General features: G+C 36.9%; 16 protein-coding genes. All 16 read right to left on the reverse strand.

What is annotated here, in order from left to right; translation table 11 throughout:
- Positions 1-52: 52 nt before the first annotated feature.
- The 16 genes from spoVS to B5P40_RS10170 all read right to left on the reverse strand — a co-directional run bounded on the left by spoVS (position 53) and on the right by B5P40_RS10170 (position 17102).
- Complete coding sequence (spoVS, locus tag B5P40_RS10095) at positions 53-313, reverse strand: stage V sporulation protein SpoVS (RefSeq protein ID WP_000404341.1); 261 nt, start codon at positions 311-313, stop codon at positions 53-55.
- Between the two features lie 149 nt (positions 314-462).
- Positions 463-1257: a TIGR00282 family metallophosphoesterase gene (locus B5P40_RS10100; protein ID WP_002014601.1), complete on the reverse strand. Its 795-nt coding sequence runs from the start codon at positions 1255-1257 to the stop codon at positions 463-465.
- A 179-nt stretch (positions 1258-1436) separates the two neighbouring features.
- Positions 1437-2999, reverse strand: coding sequence for a ribonuclease Y (gene rny, locus B5P40_RS10105; protein WP_002111330.1), 1563 nt, complete (start codon positions 2997-2999; stop codon positions 1437-1439).
- A gap of 483 nt (positions 3000-3482) precedes the next feature.
- Positions 3483-4514 (reverse strand): recombinase RecA, encoded by a 1032-nt coding sequence (gene recA, locus B5P40_RS10110; RefSeq protein ID WP_002014599.1) that lies wholly within the window; start codon positions 4512-4514, stop codon positions 3483-3485.
- Between the two features lie 142 nt (positions 4515-4656).
- Positions 4657-5895 (reverse strand): competence/damage-inducible protein A, encoded by a 1239-nt coding sequence (locus B5P40_RS10115; RefSeq protein WP_113709224.1) that lies wholly within the window; start codon positions 5893-5895, stop codon positions 4657-4659.
- A 20-nt stretch (positions 5896-5915) separates the two neighbouring features.
- The gene (pgsA, locus tag B5P40_RS10120) at positions 5916-6494 is read right to left on the reverse strand and encodes a CDP-diacylglycerol--glycerol-3-phosphate 3-phosphatidyltransferase (protein ID WP_002014596.1); all 579 of its coding nucleotides are present in this window, start codon (positions 6492-6494) and stop codon (positions 5916-5918) included.
- A gap of 63 nt (positions 6495-6557) precedes the next feature.
- Positions 6558-7499: a helix-turn-helix domain-containing protein gene (locus B5P40_RS10125; RefSeq protein ID WP_113709225.1), complete on the reverse strand. Its 942-nt coding sequence runs from the start codon at positions 7497-7499 to the stop codon at positions 6558-6560.
- A 21-nt stretch (positions 7500-7520) separates the two neighbouring features.
- Entirely contained in the window at positions 7521-8306 is a 786-nt protein-coding gene (locus B5P40_RS10130) for a DUF3388 domain-containing protein (RefSeq protein ID WP_000574107.1), read from the reverse strand.
- Positions 8307-8445: 139 nt separating this feature from the next.
- On the reverse strand, positions 8446-8694 hold the full coding sequence (locus tag B5P40_RS10135; RefSeq protein ID WP_000114449.1) for a DUF3243 domain-containing protein: 249 nt from the start codon (positions 8692-8694) through the stop codon (positions 8446-8448).
- Positions 8695-8770: 76 nt separating this feature from the next.
- Positions 8771-9484 carry an elongation factor P 5-aminopentanone reductase gene (gene ymfI, locus B5P40_RS10140; RefSeq protein WP_002014593.1) on the reverse strand — a complete coding sequence of 238 codons (714 nt, stop codon included), beginning with the start codon at positions 9482-9484 and terminating at the stop codon, positions 8771-8773.
- Between the two features lie 117 nt (positions 9485-9601).
- Positions 9602-10888: an EF-P 5-aminopentanol modification-associated protein YfmH gene (gene yfmH, locus B5P40_RS10145; protein ID WP_002014592.1), complete on the reverse strand. Its 1287-nt coding sequence runs from the start codon at positions 10886-10888 to the stop codon at positions 9602-9604.
- Positions 10889-12163 carry an EF-P 5-aminopentanol modification-associated protein YfmF gene (yfmF, locus tag B5P40_RS10150; RefSeq protein ID WP_113709226.1) on the reverse strand — a complete coding sequence of 425 codons (1275 nt, stop codon included), beginning with the start codon at positions 12161-12163 and terminating at the stop codon, positions 10889-10891.
- Between the two features lie 210 nt (positions 12164-12373).
- Complete coding sequence (locus B5P40_RS10155) at positions 12374-13333, reverse strand: ABC transporter permease (RefSeq protein WP_002066758.1); 960 nt, start codon at positions 13331-13333, stop codon at positions 12374-12376.
- Complete coding sequence (locus B5P40_RS10160; RefSeq protein WP_002088061.1) at positions 13334-14392, reverse strand: ABC transporter permease; 1059 nt, start codon at positions 14390-14392, stop codon at positions 13334-13336.
- Positions 14385-15917, reverse strand: coding sequence for an ABC transporter ATP-binding protein (locus B5P40_RS10165; protein ID WP_002128712.1), 1533 nt, complete (start codon positions 15915-15917; stop codon positions 14385-14387). Before B5P40_RS10165 ends, B5P40_RS10160 begins: the two co-directional genes overlap by 8 nt.
- 108 nt (positions 15918-16025) lie before the next feature.
- Positions 16026-17102, reverse strand: a complete 1077-nt coding sequence (locus B5P40_RS10170; RefSeq protein WP_113709227.1) for a BMP family lipoprotein — start codon at positions 17100-17102, stop codon at positions 16026-16028.
- Positions 17103-17186 lie beyond the last annotated feature (84 nt).

Raw genomic sequence — 17186 nt, forward strand, 5'->3', positions numbered from 1 at the left:
CCTCCATTACAAAAACAACCTGTTTGCATACATGCAAACAGGTTGTTTCAACTTAACGAGGTTCTACAATTAATTTTATCGCTGTACGCTCTTCACCATCAATCATAATATCTGTAAACGCTGGGATACAAATCAAGTCCAAACCGCTAGGCGCTACAAATCCTCTTGCAATTGCTACTGCCTTTACCGCTTGGTTCAATGCACCTGCACCAATAGCTTGAATTTCTGCTGTTCCGCGTTCGCGAATAACACCTGCAAGTGCACCAGCTACAGAATTAGGGACCGACGTTGCTTTAACTTTTAATATTTCCATTCCGCGTTTCCTCCTCGTTTCTATAAAAAGTAATAGCAATTATTTCACTTTAACTTATATTCACGAGGAATGGCACGTATTCCTGCTAAATTTCTGTAATTTTTCTAAAAAATTAAAATATAACGAATTCTCTAACTTTCCGTTAAAAATCAGTCAAAAAATGGCTGGTCATCATTAATTAAAATGCGCTCAATTTTCTTTGCTTTCCCTGTATTAGGATCCACATCAATTAACACTGCACTTAATTGTGTTCTACCATTCGTCACTTCAAAACGCACTGGTAAGTTCGTTAAAAACTTCTTCAATACCGCTTCGCGATCCATACCTAAAATCCCATCATATGGGCCTGTCATACCAACATCTGTAATATAAGCTGTTCCGCTTGGTAAAATACGATTATCAGCTGTAGGAACGTGTGTATGTGTACCTACTACCGCTGTAGCACGACCGTCTACATACCAACCTAACGCCTGCTTCTCACTTGTTGTTTCAGCATGAAAATCAACAAAGATAATGTTTGTACGTTTTTTTGCAATACTGATTAACTCATCCACTTTACGGAATGGACAATCAATTGGAGGAAGGAAAGTACGTCCTTGTAAGTTAATAACTGCAACTTCTGTTCCATTACAATTTACAAAGATAAGCCCTTTTCCCGGCGTTCCTTCTGGGAAGTTAGCTGGTCTTGCAAGATATTTTGCATCATCGATAAATTCAAATACTTCACGGTTATCCCAAGCGTGGTTTCCAAGCGTAACCGCTTGTGCCCCGCACTCTAAAAAGTTTCGATATATTTTTTCCGTAATTCCACGTCCACCCGCAGCATTTTCTCCATTAATAATTGTTACTGTCGGTGTATATTTCTTCTTTAATGCCGGTACGTACTGTTGAATCATGTCTCTACCAGGAGATCCTACTACATCCCCAACAAATAATATTCTCATATGTCTTACCCTTTCTATGTACTACATTTTTTATTACCATACTATAACCTTAAAGCTATTTCCTTACAACAGTTACAATTTATCTATTATAAGTTTCTTTCACTTGCATACTGCTCATAAATAATTTTCTTTATTTTACCCAATTCCAACACAAAAAAATAAAGTGGTGTTTCACCACTTTATTTTGCGTATTCCACTGCACGTGTTTCACGAATAACAGTTACTTTAATATGTCCTGGATAATCCAGTTCATTTTCAATACGTTTTCGAATATCACGAGCTAAACGATGAGCTTCTAAATCATCAATTGTATCTGGTTTTACCAGAATACGAACTTCACGTCCTGCTTGAATTGCGAAAGATTTTTCTACGCCTTCATAAGACTCTGAAATTTCTTCTAACTTTTCAAGACGACGAATGTAATTCTCAAGCGTTTCACTACGAGCTCCCGGTCTTGCAGCTGATAATGCATCTGCTGCAGCAACTAGAACTGCAATGATAGAAGTTGGTTCTGTGTCACCATGGTGAGATGCGATACTGTTTATTACAACAGGATGCTCTTTATATTTCGTTGCGAGTTCAACACCAATTTCAACGTGGCTACCTTCTACTTCATGATCGATTGCTTTTCCGATATCATGTAATAGACCAGCACGTCTTGCTAGTTTTTCATCCTCACCAAGCTCCGCTGCCATAAGTCCAGTTAAGTATGCAACTTCCATAGAGTGTTTTAAGACGTTTTGTCCGTAACTTGTACGGTATTTTAAACGACCTAAAATTTTAATTAAATCTGGATGTAAGCCATGAACACCCACTTCAAACGTTGTTTGCTCTCCGACTTCACGAATATACTCGTCCACTTCACGTCTTGATTTTTCGACCATCTCTTCAATACGCGCTGGGTGAATACGTCCGTCCTGTACTAGTTTATCAAGAGCGATACGAGCTGTTTCACGACGAATCGGGTCAAATCCAGATAGAATTACAGCTTCTGGTGTATCATCGATAATAAGGTCAATACCTGTTAACGTTTCTAACGTACGAATGTTACGACCTTCACGTCCGATAATACGTCCCTTCATTTCGTCATTTGGAAGATTTACAACCGAAACGGTTGTTTCAGCAACATGATCAGCTGCACATCTTTGCATTGCAAGAGATAAAATCTCTTTTGCCTTCTTATCCGCTTCTTCTTTCGCGCGAACTTCACTTTCTTTTACCATAACGGCAATTTCATGAGAAACTTCACTTTCCACTTTACCAAGAATAATTGCTTTCGCTTGTTCGCGGGTCAGATTGGAAATGCGCTCTAATTCTGTTTGTTGCTTTTGAACTAACTCTCCCACTTTGCTTTCCAACTCTTCAATCTGTTGTTGTTTCGCTACAAGAGATTCCTCTTTCTTTTCTAACTGTTGCTCGCGCTTATCGAGCGTTTCGTCTTTACGATCAAGGTTCTCTTCTTTTTGCATTAAACGATTTTCTTGTTTTTGTAATTCGCTTCTACGGTCACGAATTTCTAATTCAGCTTCTGTACGAAGTGTATGAATTTCATCCTTTGCTTCTAAAAGCGCTTCTTTCTTAAGTGCTTCAGCATCACGATTCGCTTCGTCTAGAATACGTTTTGCTTCATTAGCTGCACCATTAATCTTCGCTTCAGCAATAGACTTTCGAACAAAAAAGCCAACAACTGCACCGACTGTTGCAAGCAAAATGGAGATGAGTATCCAAACTGTACTACTCATGATTTCACCTCCCCTTGCTATGAATGAAAAAAGACTGTCGGCATGTACATTGAATTACAACGTACAGCAAAGACCGTCGTCCCGCTTTTTTAAGGGACTTTCTTCATTTCACAATTAAAATGTCATATTATTATTTCGGCAAGATTTAAGTCTTACTCCGAATATTACTTCTCTTCTTGAGAAGAGTATATCGTATATAAGAAAAAATATACATTCTCATTGTATCTATCGCAATTTTCATTGTCAAGCGTTGTCTACTTTTACTTTCTTTACCTTCAGCCCTGAATCTTATATGGATTTAAAAAACAGACGGCATATTATCCTGGAAAACCTTAGAAAATCCCAATTCATTCACTTAAAATATATGAATATTCCCCTTTACACATAGCCTTTTGGATAGAATAAATATTTTATCTCCAGCTATATATAACGCTTTCATAGTGGATTAAAAAATAAAAGACACGGGACCGTGTCTTTTATTTTTTAATCTTGACGAGTTGAGTCTTCCGTATCTTCAACACCAGAGTTTTCACCAATTCCGTGATGTTCACGAACAAAGAAGGCAATTTCCTCTCTTAAATCCGTATTCTCTTTTAAGAATTGCTTCGAATTTTCACGACCTTGTCCTAAGCGTTCTTCATTATAAGAGTACCAAGCACCGCTCTTTTGAACGATATCAAGTTCAGAAGCCATATCTAAGATTTCACCTTCTCTTGAAATACCTTCTCCGTACATAATATCAACTTCAGCAACACGGAATGGCGGTGCTACTTTATTTTTAACTACTTTTACTTTCGTTTTATTACCAACAATATCGTTACCTTGCTTTAACTGCTCAGCACGACGTACTTCAAGACGGACAGTTGAATAGAATTTCAACGCACGACCACCTGGAGTTGTTTCTGGGTTCCCGAACATAACCCCAACTTTTTCACGAATTTGGTTGATAAAGATTGCGATTGTTTTTGATTTGTTGATTGCACCTGAAAGTTTACGAAGTGCTTGTGACATTAAACGTGCTTGTAAACCAACGTGAGAGTCACCCATGTCCCCTTCGATCTCAGCTTTCGGTACAAGAGCTGCCACAGAGTCAATTACGATAATATCAACCGCTCCACTTCGTACAAGTGCTTCTGCGATTTCTAGTCCTTGCTCCCCTGTATCAGGCTGTGATAATAGTAATTCATCTATGTTAACACCTAATTTTTGTGCATATACAGGATCCATTGCATGCTCCGCGTCAATGAACGCTGCTTGTCCACCTTGACGCTGTACTTCCGCGATTGCGTGTAATGAAACTGTTGTTTTACCTGAACTTTCAGGTCCATAAATTTCAATAACACGGCCACGTGGGTATCCGCCTACCCCTAGTGCCACATCAAGTGCTAAAGAACCACTTGAAATTGTAGAAATTCTACGCTCCGCTTGTTCTCCTAATTTCATAATTGAACCTTTACCGAATTGCTTCTCTATTTGTTTTAACGCCATATCTAATGCCGCTTGACGATCGCTCATTCAAAATTCCTCCTTAACTAAATTGCTAATCTTATTATACCTATTTTCAATTCAATTTGCCAACAAAAATCGAACATTTATTCGTTTTTTTATTTTATATCGAATAAAACTAGGTTTTCCAACAAAAAAAACTAGAAGAAATTTATATCTCTTCTAGCTTTTTAAATAAATGATAAAATCCATATTTTGTAGAGCGTTCTCTAATTTGTTGACGACTTCCACTTAAATTAAGCGAGAAGACTACAGCTGGTTCATCTTTAATCACCAATCCAATAAATACTGTTCCTGGTTCTTTATGCTCTGAAGCATCCGGTCCTGCCACCCCAGTGAAACTAATTCCGATATCTGCTTTTAACAGTTCCTTTACATTTTCAGCAAGATAGCGAGCACACTGTTTACTAACCGCGCCATCAGTACGTAACACTTCTTCAGGTACATATAAAATTTGTTGCTTCACATCATTTTGATAACAAATGACACCGCCTTTAAATACAGACGAAACACCAGCATTTTCTGTTACTTGATTTCCAAAAAGACCACCTGTTAAACTTTCTGCACACGCTAAAGTTAACCCTTTTTCCTTCAATAGCCTTATTGCCTTGTAATGAAGGAAATCTTGGTCATATCCGTAGAAAAATTCTCCTACTCTTTCTAAAATCAAATCTTCCACATGCTGAATCAGTTTCTCCGCCTCATCAGCATCATGATGTTTGGCAGTTAAACGTAATGTCACTTCTCCATCATTTGCAAGTGGTGCAATGGTTGGGTTCGTTTGTCCATCAATTAAATCTTGAACTTTCACCTCTAATTGAGATTCCCCAATACCAAAAAAACGAAGAACACGAGAATAAATATTTTCCCCCGTTGTAAACTTACATAAAAAAGGCTCTACGTAACTTATATACATCGGCTTCATTTCTTTTGGTGGTCCTGGTAATAAAATATAAACTTTTCCGTTCGTATTTAATCCCATACCAGGCGCCATACCGTGATCATTCGCAAATACAGTCGATCCATTTAAAACGAGCGCCTGCTTTTTATTATTCTCCGTAAATTCACGGCCTGTACGCTTAAAATAATCGCTTATCGATGTTAATGCCTTTTCATCATACACAAGCTCTTCATCTAAACTAGACGCTATTGTTTCTTTCGTTAAATCATCTTTTGTCGGTCCTAATCCACCTGTAAAAATGAGCATATCAGCTCGTTCTTCAGCCAATTCAATTGCCTTCTGTAATCGCTTGTTATTATCCCCAACAACAGTATGGTAGTACACGTTAATTCCGATTGAAGCTAACTTTTCAGATAAAAACTGGGCATTTGTATTTGCAATTTGTCCAAGTAATAATTCCGTTCCAACCGCAATAATTTCAGCATTCATCCCAATTCCCCCATAAACTTCTATTTTGAGTTTACAAAAGCATCTTTATTTTTCCAGAAATAATCCCATCCTGAAATAACGGTAAAGAATAATGCAATCCATATGAAAATATCTGCAACTGGAATATGAAGTAGATTTAACGGTACATCATGTAATAAGTATGCTGCAATCGCAATAATTTGTGTCCATGTCTTAATTTTCCCTAGCTGATTTGCTGCAACTACTTCCCCTGTCCCAGCAAGTACAAGGCGTAAACCTGTTACTGCAAACTCACGGCTTATAATTACAATAACGATCCAAGCAGGTACATATTGCATTTCTACCAATGTGATAAGTGCTGCCGAAACAAGTAATTTATCTGCTAACGGGTCAAGGAATTTCCCTAAATTCGTTACAAGATTATACTTTCTTGCATAATGTCCATCAATCCAATCTGTAGCCGAAGCAATAATAAAGATAAGTGCCCCTACTAAATGTTGAATTGGTAACTCTACATCACCAATTATAAATGAGCCCCACTCAAAGGGCGCTAACATAATTACCATAAAAATTGGAATTAAGAAGATTCTAGATATTGTAATTTTATTTGGTAAATTCACAGCTATTCCTCCATCATGTCAAAAACATTTGTTCATTGAAAAAAGTCATCGAAGCGATGACTGTTATTGCGCAGCTTGCCCTATCCCTTGGTTTTTTATCACCAATCTTTGGTGATATTCTTTTGCTGGATCTAATGGGAAAGTAACCACTTGGCCATTCAGTTTAATTTCAACATTCGGTGCACTTCCAATATTAAGCCGCACTTCTTTTACTGTTGATAAATCACGTTTTTCTGTTTGACCACTTTGTACTGTAGTGTTTAGAATTTCGTTACCCGCATCATCTTTAACATCTACATAGCTTGCACCCTTCGCTGAAATTTCCAGTTCTAATGTTTTATTATTATGAATTTCCAAAGTAGATACCTTACCACTCGTTCCAACTACCTTCACTTCTTGTTGTCCAGTTGGTTGCGCTGGTTGCTCTTCTTTCTTTGGTTCTTCTTTTTTTGGTTCTTCTTTTTTTGGTTCTTCTTTTTTTGGTTCTTCTTTTTTTGGTTCTTCCGCTTTCGCTTCATCTTTCTTCGTATCTAACGGAGAATTTTTTGCTTTTTGAACCTCAATTTTCTCACTTTGAGCATTTTGAACTTGCCTATCATCTTTTCCAGTTAACGCTTGAATAACAAACCAGACTACCACTCCAAATGCGATTACTAACAACGCAATCAAAATTTTGGGCATATGATCCGCAATTGGCCATGATGAAGATTTTTGCATTGTTTCTTGTGTTTTTTGTCCAGTTGATACTTGTGGAACTTCACGTTTTTCAGACTGTGGTATCGTACTCTGATATTCCACAAGCAGTTCCTCTCCATTTAATCCAACAGCATCTGCATATTGTTTAATGAATGCACGCGCATAAAAAGCTCCTGGCAACACATCATAATTGCCTTCTTCAATCGCTACTAAATGGCGTTTTTGAATTTTTGTAATCTCATGCAGCTGATCAATAGATAAGCCTTTCGCTTCTCTTGCTTCTGTCAGCTTTTGTCCTAATTCCGTCACTACTAACACCTCAATATTTCTTTAAAAGTCGAACATAGAGAAATTGTTTTGCGTACCTTGCTCAATTTCATCTACTAAATTATATTGAATTTCTTCATCATAATCGTTACGCAATTCGATAATATAATCAAAATCATCCAATGTGTATTCTGACTGACTCACAAACACATCCGGATGTTCCACAACTTTCGTTGCAGGCAATCTCATGATTTCACGAACGAGCTGCCAGTGTCTTTCATTTGCACGCTTTGTCGACACAATTCCATCTAGTATGAAAATATTATCGTCGCTATACTCATCTTCAATCAATTGGCTACGAACAGTTTGCTTAATGAGAGTAGATGATACGAATAACCATCTCTTATTTGCACAAACACTTGCGGCAACAATAGATTCTGTTTTTCCGACACGAGGCATTCCTCGTATCCCAATTAATTTATGACCTTCTTTTTTCATTATCTCCGCCATAAAGTCTACAAGCAATCCTAATTCATCACGCACAAATCGAAATGTTTTCTTATCATCTGCATCTCGTTGTATGTACCTACCATGTCTAACTGCTAGCTTATCTCTAAGCTTTGGCGGACGATATTTCGTTACCGTTATATTATCCATCGTATTTAAAATTGATTCAAGTCTAGAGATTTGTTCTTGATTATCACACATAAGCAAAAGTCCACGTCGTGCATTATCTACACCATTAATTGTGACAATATTGATGCCAAGCATACCGATTAACGAAGAAACGTCACCAAGTAAGCCAGGTCGGTTTTTATGTATTTCATATTCAAAATACCATTCAATCATCCAAGATCACTCCCCTACGCTTACTTTACACCTACGTACTATATTATATGATTTCACCTTAATAGGGAAGCTAAATGTATAATCTATTCCTCCTAATTACTATACAAAAAAAGTAGAGAGGAGAAGCTCCTCTCTACTTTTACTTATGTTGTACAAACTTCACCATTAAATTTGCAATTGTATGTTGCTCTTGTTCATCAGCAACTTTCCAAAGCTCAGACAATAATTTTTCTTGATCGTTGCGCGCTTCTACTTCATTTGCTAAATAATCACCAACACGAAATGCCATATCTGATACGGCACCACCATCAAGCCCTTTTCCCCCCGCTTGTTCTAAACGTTCTCCTAAAAAGCTCTTCCACTGATCAAAATTATCTAACACTGACATGTTTAAGCACCTCACTATTTTAGTAATAGAATCATGCTTAATTTGTACAATTTCTTGTTTTTTATGTAAGAATTTTTTAGCAATGCCAACCGCCATTCACTCCGATAATTTGCCCCGTAATATAAGAAGCTCCTGGCGAAACGAGGAAGGAGACTGTTTTTGCTACCTCTTCGGGTAGTCCTATTCTACCTAATGGAATATCTTCAGCAATTTCATTTTTATCATCTTCTGAAAATACATTTAACATTTCTGTTTCGATCGCACCTGGCGCTACCGCATTAACGCGCAATCCACTTAGAGAAACTTCTTTCGCTAAAGCCTTCACATATGAATTTTGTGCACCTTTCACCATTGAGTACAGCACCTCACAAGACGCTCCTATTTGCCCCCAAATGGATGAAATAACAACAACATTACCACTTCTCCGCCCGATCATCGGTGGAAGCGCCATCGATAAAAGTCTATATACACTCTTCACTTGAAGCTCCACCATATAATCTAATTCTTCATTCGTAACATCTGTTACTAATCCAAATATACTCTTTCCAGCTGCGTATACAATAACATCAATAGGATGTTCGATTTGTCCCCACAATTTCTCTGCTCCATCGATAGAAGCTAAATTTGCTTGCACAGGAATCACTGCATCAAACTCCTTTTGTAACCCCCTTATCTTCTCTTCGCTTTTATTGTAATGAATATAGACTGTATAACCATCCTCGATTAACTGCTTCGAAATAGCAGAGCCAATCCCTCCGCTTCCTCCAGTTACTAATGCATACTTTTTCATAAATTCCCTCTCTTATCTTTTTATGTATAAATAAATAATACCCTCATCTTACCATTTGGCAATAACCAAACGTTAGATGAGGGATATAGATACTGCGTTTTTTATTCACATATTACTTCATTTTTTTGGTAACACTTGGCAGACACTCATTTTCTCTTCAATTAATAATGTTTTTGCTGCTTGTTGTAGGTCTTGAACAGTTAATCCTTCTAACACTGTAAGAGCATCAAATAAACTAGATTCATTAAACGCATATCGTGTAAACTGATTTGCAATATATTCAGGTGAATTCAACGATCGTAAAAATCCACCAATTTTCTTTTTCTTCACCCGTTCCAGCGCAGTCTCATCTAACTGATCATAATTCGTTTGTAGTAAAATACCTTTTAATCGCTCTGCCAATTCATCAGGGTGCTTCGTATCTCCACCAACCATTGCAAAACCGAAGTTATTTTCTTCTGTATAGTCATACGAGAACGAATCATCAATAAGACCTTCATTATATAAAGATTCGTAATGAACTGACCCTTTTCCAAATAAATAATCTAAAAGTAATGTAAGCGCAATTTCTTGTTTTAACAGAGCTTGCCCTTTTTCTTTTAAATTCGTTGCCTTAATACCAACTAAACATTTTGGAGTTTGAACAGGCATTGAAATAATCTTTTTCTTTTCATTTACTTCTTCTGGTTCCTCTTCAAAAGAGCGAACGATTTCTGGTTGATTTTCGTAATCTTTTTTCGCTTGATTTTCACGAACTAAATCCATTGTTTTTTCAGGATCAATCGCTCCAACAACAAATAATAACATGTTGCTCGGATGGTAAAAAGTCTCATAACATTCATACAGTAGGTCTTTTGTAATCTTACTAATAGACTCAATCGTCCCTGCAATATCAATTTTAATTGGATGTTTCACAAACAAACTATCGATTAACCCAAAGTATAAACGCCAGTCTGGGTTATCTTGGTACATTTGAATTTCTTGACCGATAATGCCTTTTTCTTTTTCAACCGTTTTTTCAGAGAAATACGGTTCTTGTACAAAGTCTAACAACGTATTTAAATTTCTCTCTACATTTGATGTACAGGAAAAGAGATAAGCGGTTCTTGTAAAAGATGTAAAAGCGTTCGCTGAAGCACCTTGTTTACTAAACAATTGAAACGCGTCATGGTCCTCTTTTTCAAACAATTTATGCTCAAGGAAATGAGCAATTCCATCTGGTACACGAGTCATGTCTTCTTTTCCAAGCGGTACAAATGTATTATCAACAGAACCGTACTTCGTCGTAAATGTTGCAAATGTTTTGTTGAAGCCTTGTTTCGGTAAGATATATACGTCTAATCCATTCGGAAGTTTTTCATAATATAGCGTCTCTTTTAATTGCTCATACACAATTTTCTCCATTTATTCTCCCTCCGTTCCATGTAAAAAGTAAATTGTATCTAGTTCAATATTATTAGCAACTTTCACAATCTCTTCTTTCGTCACGCTTTCTATGCCCGTTAGCCATTCTTCAACTGGACGCGTACGCTCTGAAATCACCCCGTGATAAAGCATTTCAACAAAACCACGTGGTGTATCAATTGCCTCTAAGATTTGATTTTGAATTACACTTTTCGTTTGCTGAATCTCTTCCTCTGAAAAATCACCGTTTTGCATTGCTTTCATCTGTTCTTTAATAATTTCAACAGCTTTTTCAAAGTTCTTCGCTTCAATTCCAGACATAACGAAGAGCAAACCTTTATGACTTTCAAATCTCGATGCTGCATAGTACGCTAAACTATTTTTTTCACGGACATTTACGAATAACTTCGAATGAGAAAACCCTCCAAATAATCCGTTAAACAATTGTAATGCAAAATAATCTTCATCTTTATACGTAATGAATGTGCGATAGCCGATATTTAATTTACTTTGCTTTAGTTCTTGTTTTTCAACAATTTCTTTTTCTTCATTATTTCGTTTATGAAGAAGTACATTTCTCTCTTTCATAGCGCGAGGTGAAATCGAAAAATACTTATTTACAAGCTCCACAGCATCTTCTGAAATATCACCAATGATATATAAATCCATTTCATCTTCAGCTAACACTTTTTGATAATATTGATACAAACTTTCATTTGTAATAGAAGCAACACTTTCTTTTTTTCCATTTGCACTTAAGCGATATGGTTCTACTTTGCACATTTCTGCAATTAAACGCTCGTTTGCATAACGCATTTTATCATCATAAGTAGCTTCAATTCGTTGCAAGAGTGCTCGTTTCTCACTTTCTACAATAGAAGATAGAAAACCGTCCCCTTCTGTTGCTGGATGTAAAACAATATCAGATAACATAGAAAGCGCTTTTTCAAATAACGGTGGTGCATCGCGTAAATATGTTTCATTTGCAATGTCTACATAAATAGAGATGATATGGTCTTCCCCTTTTTTACTTACATCTACCGCTAAAGAAGATCCATATAATTCTTCTAAATATTGACGAAGACGAATTACAGAAGGCAGTTTTTCTGTCGCACTTTGCAATACGTACGGCAATAGGGCACGCTCTGTCACCGTCTCCTCATTTAAAGGTGCTTTAAAACGAAATACAAAGGTATTTGTTTTAAATTTATCAGTCGGAATAATATGTACTCGCAAGCCACCTAATTCATGCAGTTGCTGTTCCATTAGTTTCATTAATAGCCCTCCTTTACGTATGTAGGAATATTCCTCTTCAATATACAGTTTTTAGAAATAAAAAATCAACTTTTCTTCCTTATTATGCTTACATTTGAGTCTTTCTAAAAACTTTAATATGTAAGGAACATAGTAAAATTCCGTATTAAATATATTCTATGTAAAAAAGCCCGCACTAATGTGCGAGCTTTTTTTATACTTTCTAAATACTCATCGTTTTCCTTTTTCATAAGGCGTTCCTAATGCTTTCGGAGCTTCAGATCGGCCTACAAAACCAACGAGTGCTAATATTGTAAATACATACGGTAATATCGTTAAGAATACACTTGGAATTTCTTTTAATATAGGAATTGTACCACCTGTTATCCCAAGTGATTGAGCAAATCCGAAGAACAGCGCTGCTCCAAGAGCACCAAGTGGATTCCATTTACCAAAGATCATAGCTGCTAGTGCTAAGAAACCTTGTCCAGTAATTGTAGCACCTGAGAAGTTACCAGAAATCGACATTGCGAAGACCGCACCACCCACTCCTGCAAACATTCCAGATATACAAACTGCAATATAACGCATTTTATATACATTAATCCCCATCGTATCTGCTGCCATTGGATGTTCACCAACAGCACGTAGACGAAGACCGAACGGTGTTTTATAAATAATGTACCAAACAACAAATGCTAAAATAATGGCAATATACGATGTTAACGGTACATTTGAGAAAAAGATTTTCCCGATTACCGGAATATCCGAAAGTCCTGGAACATCGATTTTTTCAATGCGGTATTGAATAAAATCAGTCTGTCCTTTACCAAAGATTTTCTTAATCGCAAATACTGTTAAACCGAGAGCCAAAAAGTTAATCGCTACCCCGCTTACTACTTGATCCGCGCGGAATGTAATGGATGCTACTGCGTGAAGAAGTGCAAATAACCCACTACCAATAGCTGCAAATAATAGTGCAATCCAAGGAGTCATTGCTCCCCACGTATCACCCATTAATAACGTTGTAACGATACCAGTAAATGCACCAAATAACATTAAACCTTCTAATGCTATATTTACAACCCCAGAACGTTCACTGAACACTCCACCTAACGCCGTAAAAATAAGTGGCGCTGCCGTATATAACGTACCAGTCACAAGAATGGCTAAAATATCTATAAAGCTCATTTATTTCCCCTCCTTGCTCATGCGTGTAAGTGCCCAGCGTAAAACATAACTGCAAGCAACAAAGAAAATAATACATGCGATAATAACATTAATTAACTCAGAAGGTACATCTGCTTCAAAATTCATTTGCGGGGCTGCACTTTTCAAACCACCGAACAGTAAAGCCGATAATAATATACCAAACGGATTATTTCCTCCAAGAAGAGCTACCGCAATCCCATCGAATCCAATACCAGTAAACGATGTCATTGCCGTCATACTTTGGAATGTTCCTAGACCTTCCATTGCCCCACCAATTCCAGCAAAAGCGCCAGCAATTGTCATTGATAATACAACATTACGAGAGACTTTCATCCCTGCATATTGCGATGCATTTTGGTTAAAACCAACCGATTTCAACTCATATCCTAACGTAGTTCTATCTAATACGAACCACATTACAATAGCAATTAAAATAGCTACAACAATTCCCCAGTGCAAACGAGATCCATCTGTCAATGAAGATAGCCAATCAGAAGCTAATGAAGCACTCGCTTGTACATCATAAGATTTCTCATTACCTTCATGTATAAAACGTTTAATAAGATCATACGTAACATAAAGTGCAATGTAGTTCATCATAATTGTGACAATTACTTCATTTACTTTAAGCTTTCCTTTTAAATATCCAGGTATAAATCCCCATAAACCACCGGCAATCGCGGCTACTAAAATAGATAACGGAATATGCAAAAATGCTGGTAACGATACTGCATATCCAAACCAGACAGCGGCAAGCCATCCGACTAATAATTGTCCTTCTACCCCAATGTTAAAGAGACCTGTACGAAACGCAAATGCAACAGACAGACCAGCTAACACGAGTGGAATCATCGTACGTAGCGTCTCACCGATAGCCTGCGGATTTCCAACCATTCCTTCCCAAAGCGCTGCATACCCAACAATTGGATCATATCCACTAACTAACATTACAATGGCACCAACAAGTAAACCAAAAATAACGGATAATACAGGAACTAAAATGTTAATTGTTCGCTCCGTTAAAAATTTTTTAGCCATTTGTATTCACCTTCTCTTTCTCCGTTCCGCCAGCCATCAACAAACCAAGCTGTTGTTCATTTGTTTCTTTCGCATCGACAATTGCTACAATTTTACCTTCATATATAACAGCAACTCGATCACTTACATTTAAAATTTCATCCAGTTCTAGCGATAGAAGTAATACTGCTTTCCCATTATCTCTCTGCTCGATTAATTTTTTATGAATAAATTCAATCGCACCTACATCTAAACCACGTGTTGGCTGTGCTGCAATTAATAAATCTGGATTACGATCTACTTCACGTGCAATGATAGCTTTCTGCTGATTTCCACCTGATAGAGCACGCGCTAATGTTTGTTCGCTAGGCGTACGTACATCAAACTGTTCAATAAGCGCCTTTGCTTTCTCTGTGATTTTGCTAAAATTTAAAATCCCCTTCTTTGAAAATGGATTTTTATAGTATGTTTGCAAAACTATATTGTCTTTAACAGAAAAATCAAGAACTAGCCCGTGTTTATGACGGTCTTCTGGAATATGACCAATTCCTTCCTCTGTAATTCTTCGAACAGGCCAATTCGTTATTTCTTTTCCTTTAATTGCAATAGAACCTGACTCAACTTTTCGTAAACCAGTAATCGCCTCTATTAATTCACTTTGACCATTTCCATCAATCCCTGCAATACCAACGATTTCTCCTGCACGAACAGTTAAGTCAAGGCCTTTTACAGCAGGTAATTGGCGTGCATCATGAACGACAAGATTCGCAACAGACAGAACCTCCTCTTTCGGTTTGGCCCCTATTTTTTCTGTTTTAAAATTCACTTGACGTCCGACCATTAATTCTGCAAGTTTATGTTCATCCATTTTCGCAACGTCAACTGTACCAATTCCTTTACCTTTACGAATAATTGTGCAACGATCGCAAACTTCCATAATTTCTTTTAATTTATGTGTAATAAGAATGATAGATTTTCCTTCTTGCACAAGCTTTTTCATAATTTGAATCAACTCATGAATTTCTTGAGGAGTTAACACTGCAGTCGGTTCATCGAATATTAAAATCTCCGCACCACGATAAAGCGTCTTTAATATTTCAACCCTTTGCTGCATCCCAACCGAAATATCTTCAATCTTTGCATTTGGATCAACAGCTAAACCGTACTGTTCAGATAATTGTTTAATTTCTTTTGCTGCCTCTTCAACAGCTATTTTCCCTTTTCTCTTCGGCTCATTTCCAAGAATGATATTCTCTGTAACTGTAAAATTATGAACAAGCATAAAGTGCTGATGGACCATCCCAATTCCAAGGTCATTTGCTATATTCGGATTTGTAATTTTTACAGGGGTTCCTTTAATTTTAATTTCGCCCTGTTCTGGTTGATACAAACCGAACAGTACATTCATCAACGTTGATTTCCCTGCACCATTTTCTCCAAGTAAAGCGTGTATCTCTCCCTGTTTTACTTGCAGCGTAATATCGTCATTCGCTACAATACCTGGGAATACTTTTGTAATATTGTTCATCTCAATTACGTATTCCATTTTGTTCCTCCTTCTAGCAGGGAACACTCCCCAATTACACTCTATTAAAAGTATTTTTATATATACAAAGGTTAGTTCTAAGAACTAACCTTTGCTATTTCTCTATCATTATTTCTTTAGAGAAGCTTCATATGCTTTATATTCTTCGTCAGTTGCAGGTACTTTAATTTCACCAGCAGTGATTTTCTTCTCAAACTCTTCTATTTTTGTTAAAATTTCTGGGTTTACTTTTTTCACATTATCAGTTGTTTTCGCGATACCAACGCCATCATCTTTTAAGCCGAACTCTTCTACTTTACCGCCTTTTAACTTACCATCTTTCGCTTCTTGCGCTACTTTTGCTACTGCAACATCAACACGTTTTACCATTGAAGTTAAAGTTACGTTTTCAGGCATGCCTTCTTGATTTTGGTCACGGTCAACACCGATTACCCAAACATTTTCACCTTTTTTCTTACGGTTTTTCGCTTCTGTGAATACACCGTTACCAGTTGCACCTGAAGCATGGTAAATTACGTCAACGCCTTGACCGTACATTGCTGAAGCTAATACAGATCCTTTTTCTGGCTTATCAAATGCATCAGCATATTGTGATACAATTTCGATATTTGGATTTACTGCTTTTGCACCAGCTTTAAAACCTGATTCGAATTTTGTAATTAATGGACTCTTCACACCACCAACAAAACCAACTTTATTTGATTTTGTTGTCATCGCTGCTACAGCTCCAACTAGGAATGAACCTTCATGGTCTTTAAATGTAATACTTGTTACGTTCGGCTTCTTTACAACAGTATCTACAATCGCAAATTGCTCTTTTGGATACTGTTCAGCCACCTTTTCAATTGATTTTTCCATTAAGTATCCAATACCAAATGTTGTGTTATAATGATCTTTCGCAAATTTCGTTAAATTTGGAATGTAATCAGCATCTTTACTTGATTGAAGGTAACGATATCCTTCATTTTTCTTTAAATCGTTGTCTTTACCGAATTTTGTTAAACCTTCCCAAGCTGATTGGTTAAATGATTTGTCATCAACGCCCCCAACATCTGTAACCATACCAACCTTAAACTCTTTATCCCCTTTTTTGTCACTATCCGCTTTATCCGAGTTACCACATGCACCTAACACTGTACTTGCTGCTAACGTTAACGATAATAAAAGACCTGTTTTTTTCTTCATACTAGAAACCCCTCCTGAAATGTTTTGTCTAATGATTCATACGCTGCTGTCCCTTACTTCTTGCTGTCACCTCCCTAAAAAGGA

The sequence above is a fragment of the Bacillus sp. SRB_8 genome (assembly GCF_003264205.1).
Taxonomy (GTDB): Bacteria; Bacillota; Bacilli; order Bacillales; family Bacillaceae_G; genus Bacillus_A; species Bacillus_A mycoides.

Bases quoted from the DNA above. Each gene is read 5' to 3' on its own strand.
- spoVS (WP_000404341.1), bottom strand. From the start codon at position 313: ATGGAAATATTAAAAGTTAAAGCAACGTCGGTCCCTAATTCTGTAGCT.
- B5P40_RS10100 (WP_002014601.1), bottom strand. From the start codon at position 1,257: ATGAGAATATTATTTGTTGGGGATGTAGTAGGATCTCCTGGTAGAGAC.
- rny (WP_002111330.1), bottom strand. From the start codon at position 2,999: ATGAGTAGTACAGTTTGGATACTCATCTCCATTTTGCTTGCAACAGTC.
- recA (WP_002014599.1), bottom strand. From the start codon at position 4,514: ATGAGCGATCGTCAAGCGGCATTAGATATGGCGTTAAAACAAATAGAG.
- B5P40_RS10115 (WP_113709224.1), bottom strand. From the start codon at position 5,895: ATGAATGCTGAAATTATTGCGGTTGGAACGGAATTATTACTTGGACAA.
- B5P40_RS10130 (WP_000574107.1), bottom strand. From the start codon at position 8,306: ATGATTGAATGGTATTTTGAATATGAAATACATAAAAACCGACCTGGC.
- B5P40_RS10135 (WP_000114449.1), bottom strand. From the start codon at position 8,694: ATGTCAGTGTTAGATAATTTTGATCAGTGGAAGAGCTTTTTAGGAGAA.
- ymfI (WP_002014593.1), bottom strand. From the start codon at position 9,484: ATGAAAAAGTATGCATTAGTAACTGGAGGAAGCGGAGGGATTGGCTCT.
- yfmH (WP_002014592.1), bottom strand. From the start codon at position 10,888: ATGGAGAAAATTGTGTATGAGCAATTAAAAGAGACGCTATATTATGAA.
- yfmF (WP_113709226.1), bottom strand. From the start codon at position 12,163: ATGAAACTAATGGAACAGCAACTGCATGAATTAGGTGGCTTGCGAGTA.
- B5P40_RS10155 (WP_002066758.1), bottom strand. From the start codon at position 13,333: ATGAGCTTTATAGATATTTTAGCCATTCTTGTGACTGGTACGTTATAT.
- B5P40_RS10160 (WP_002088061.1), bottom strand. From the start codon at position 14,392: ATGGCTAAAAAATTTTTAACGGAGCGAACAATTAACATTTTAGTTCCT.
- B5P40_RS10165 (WP_002128712.1), bottom strand. From the start codon at position 15,917: ATGGAATACGTAATTGAGATGAACAATATTACAAAAGTATTCCCAGGT.
- B5P40_RS10170 (WP_113709227.1), bottom strand. From the start codon at position 17,102: ATGAAGAAAAAAACAGGTCTTTTATTATCGTTAACGTTAGCAGCAAGT.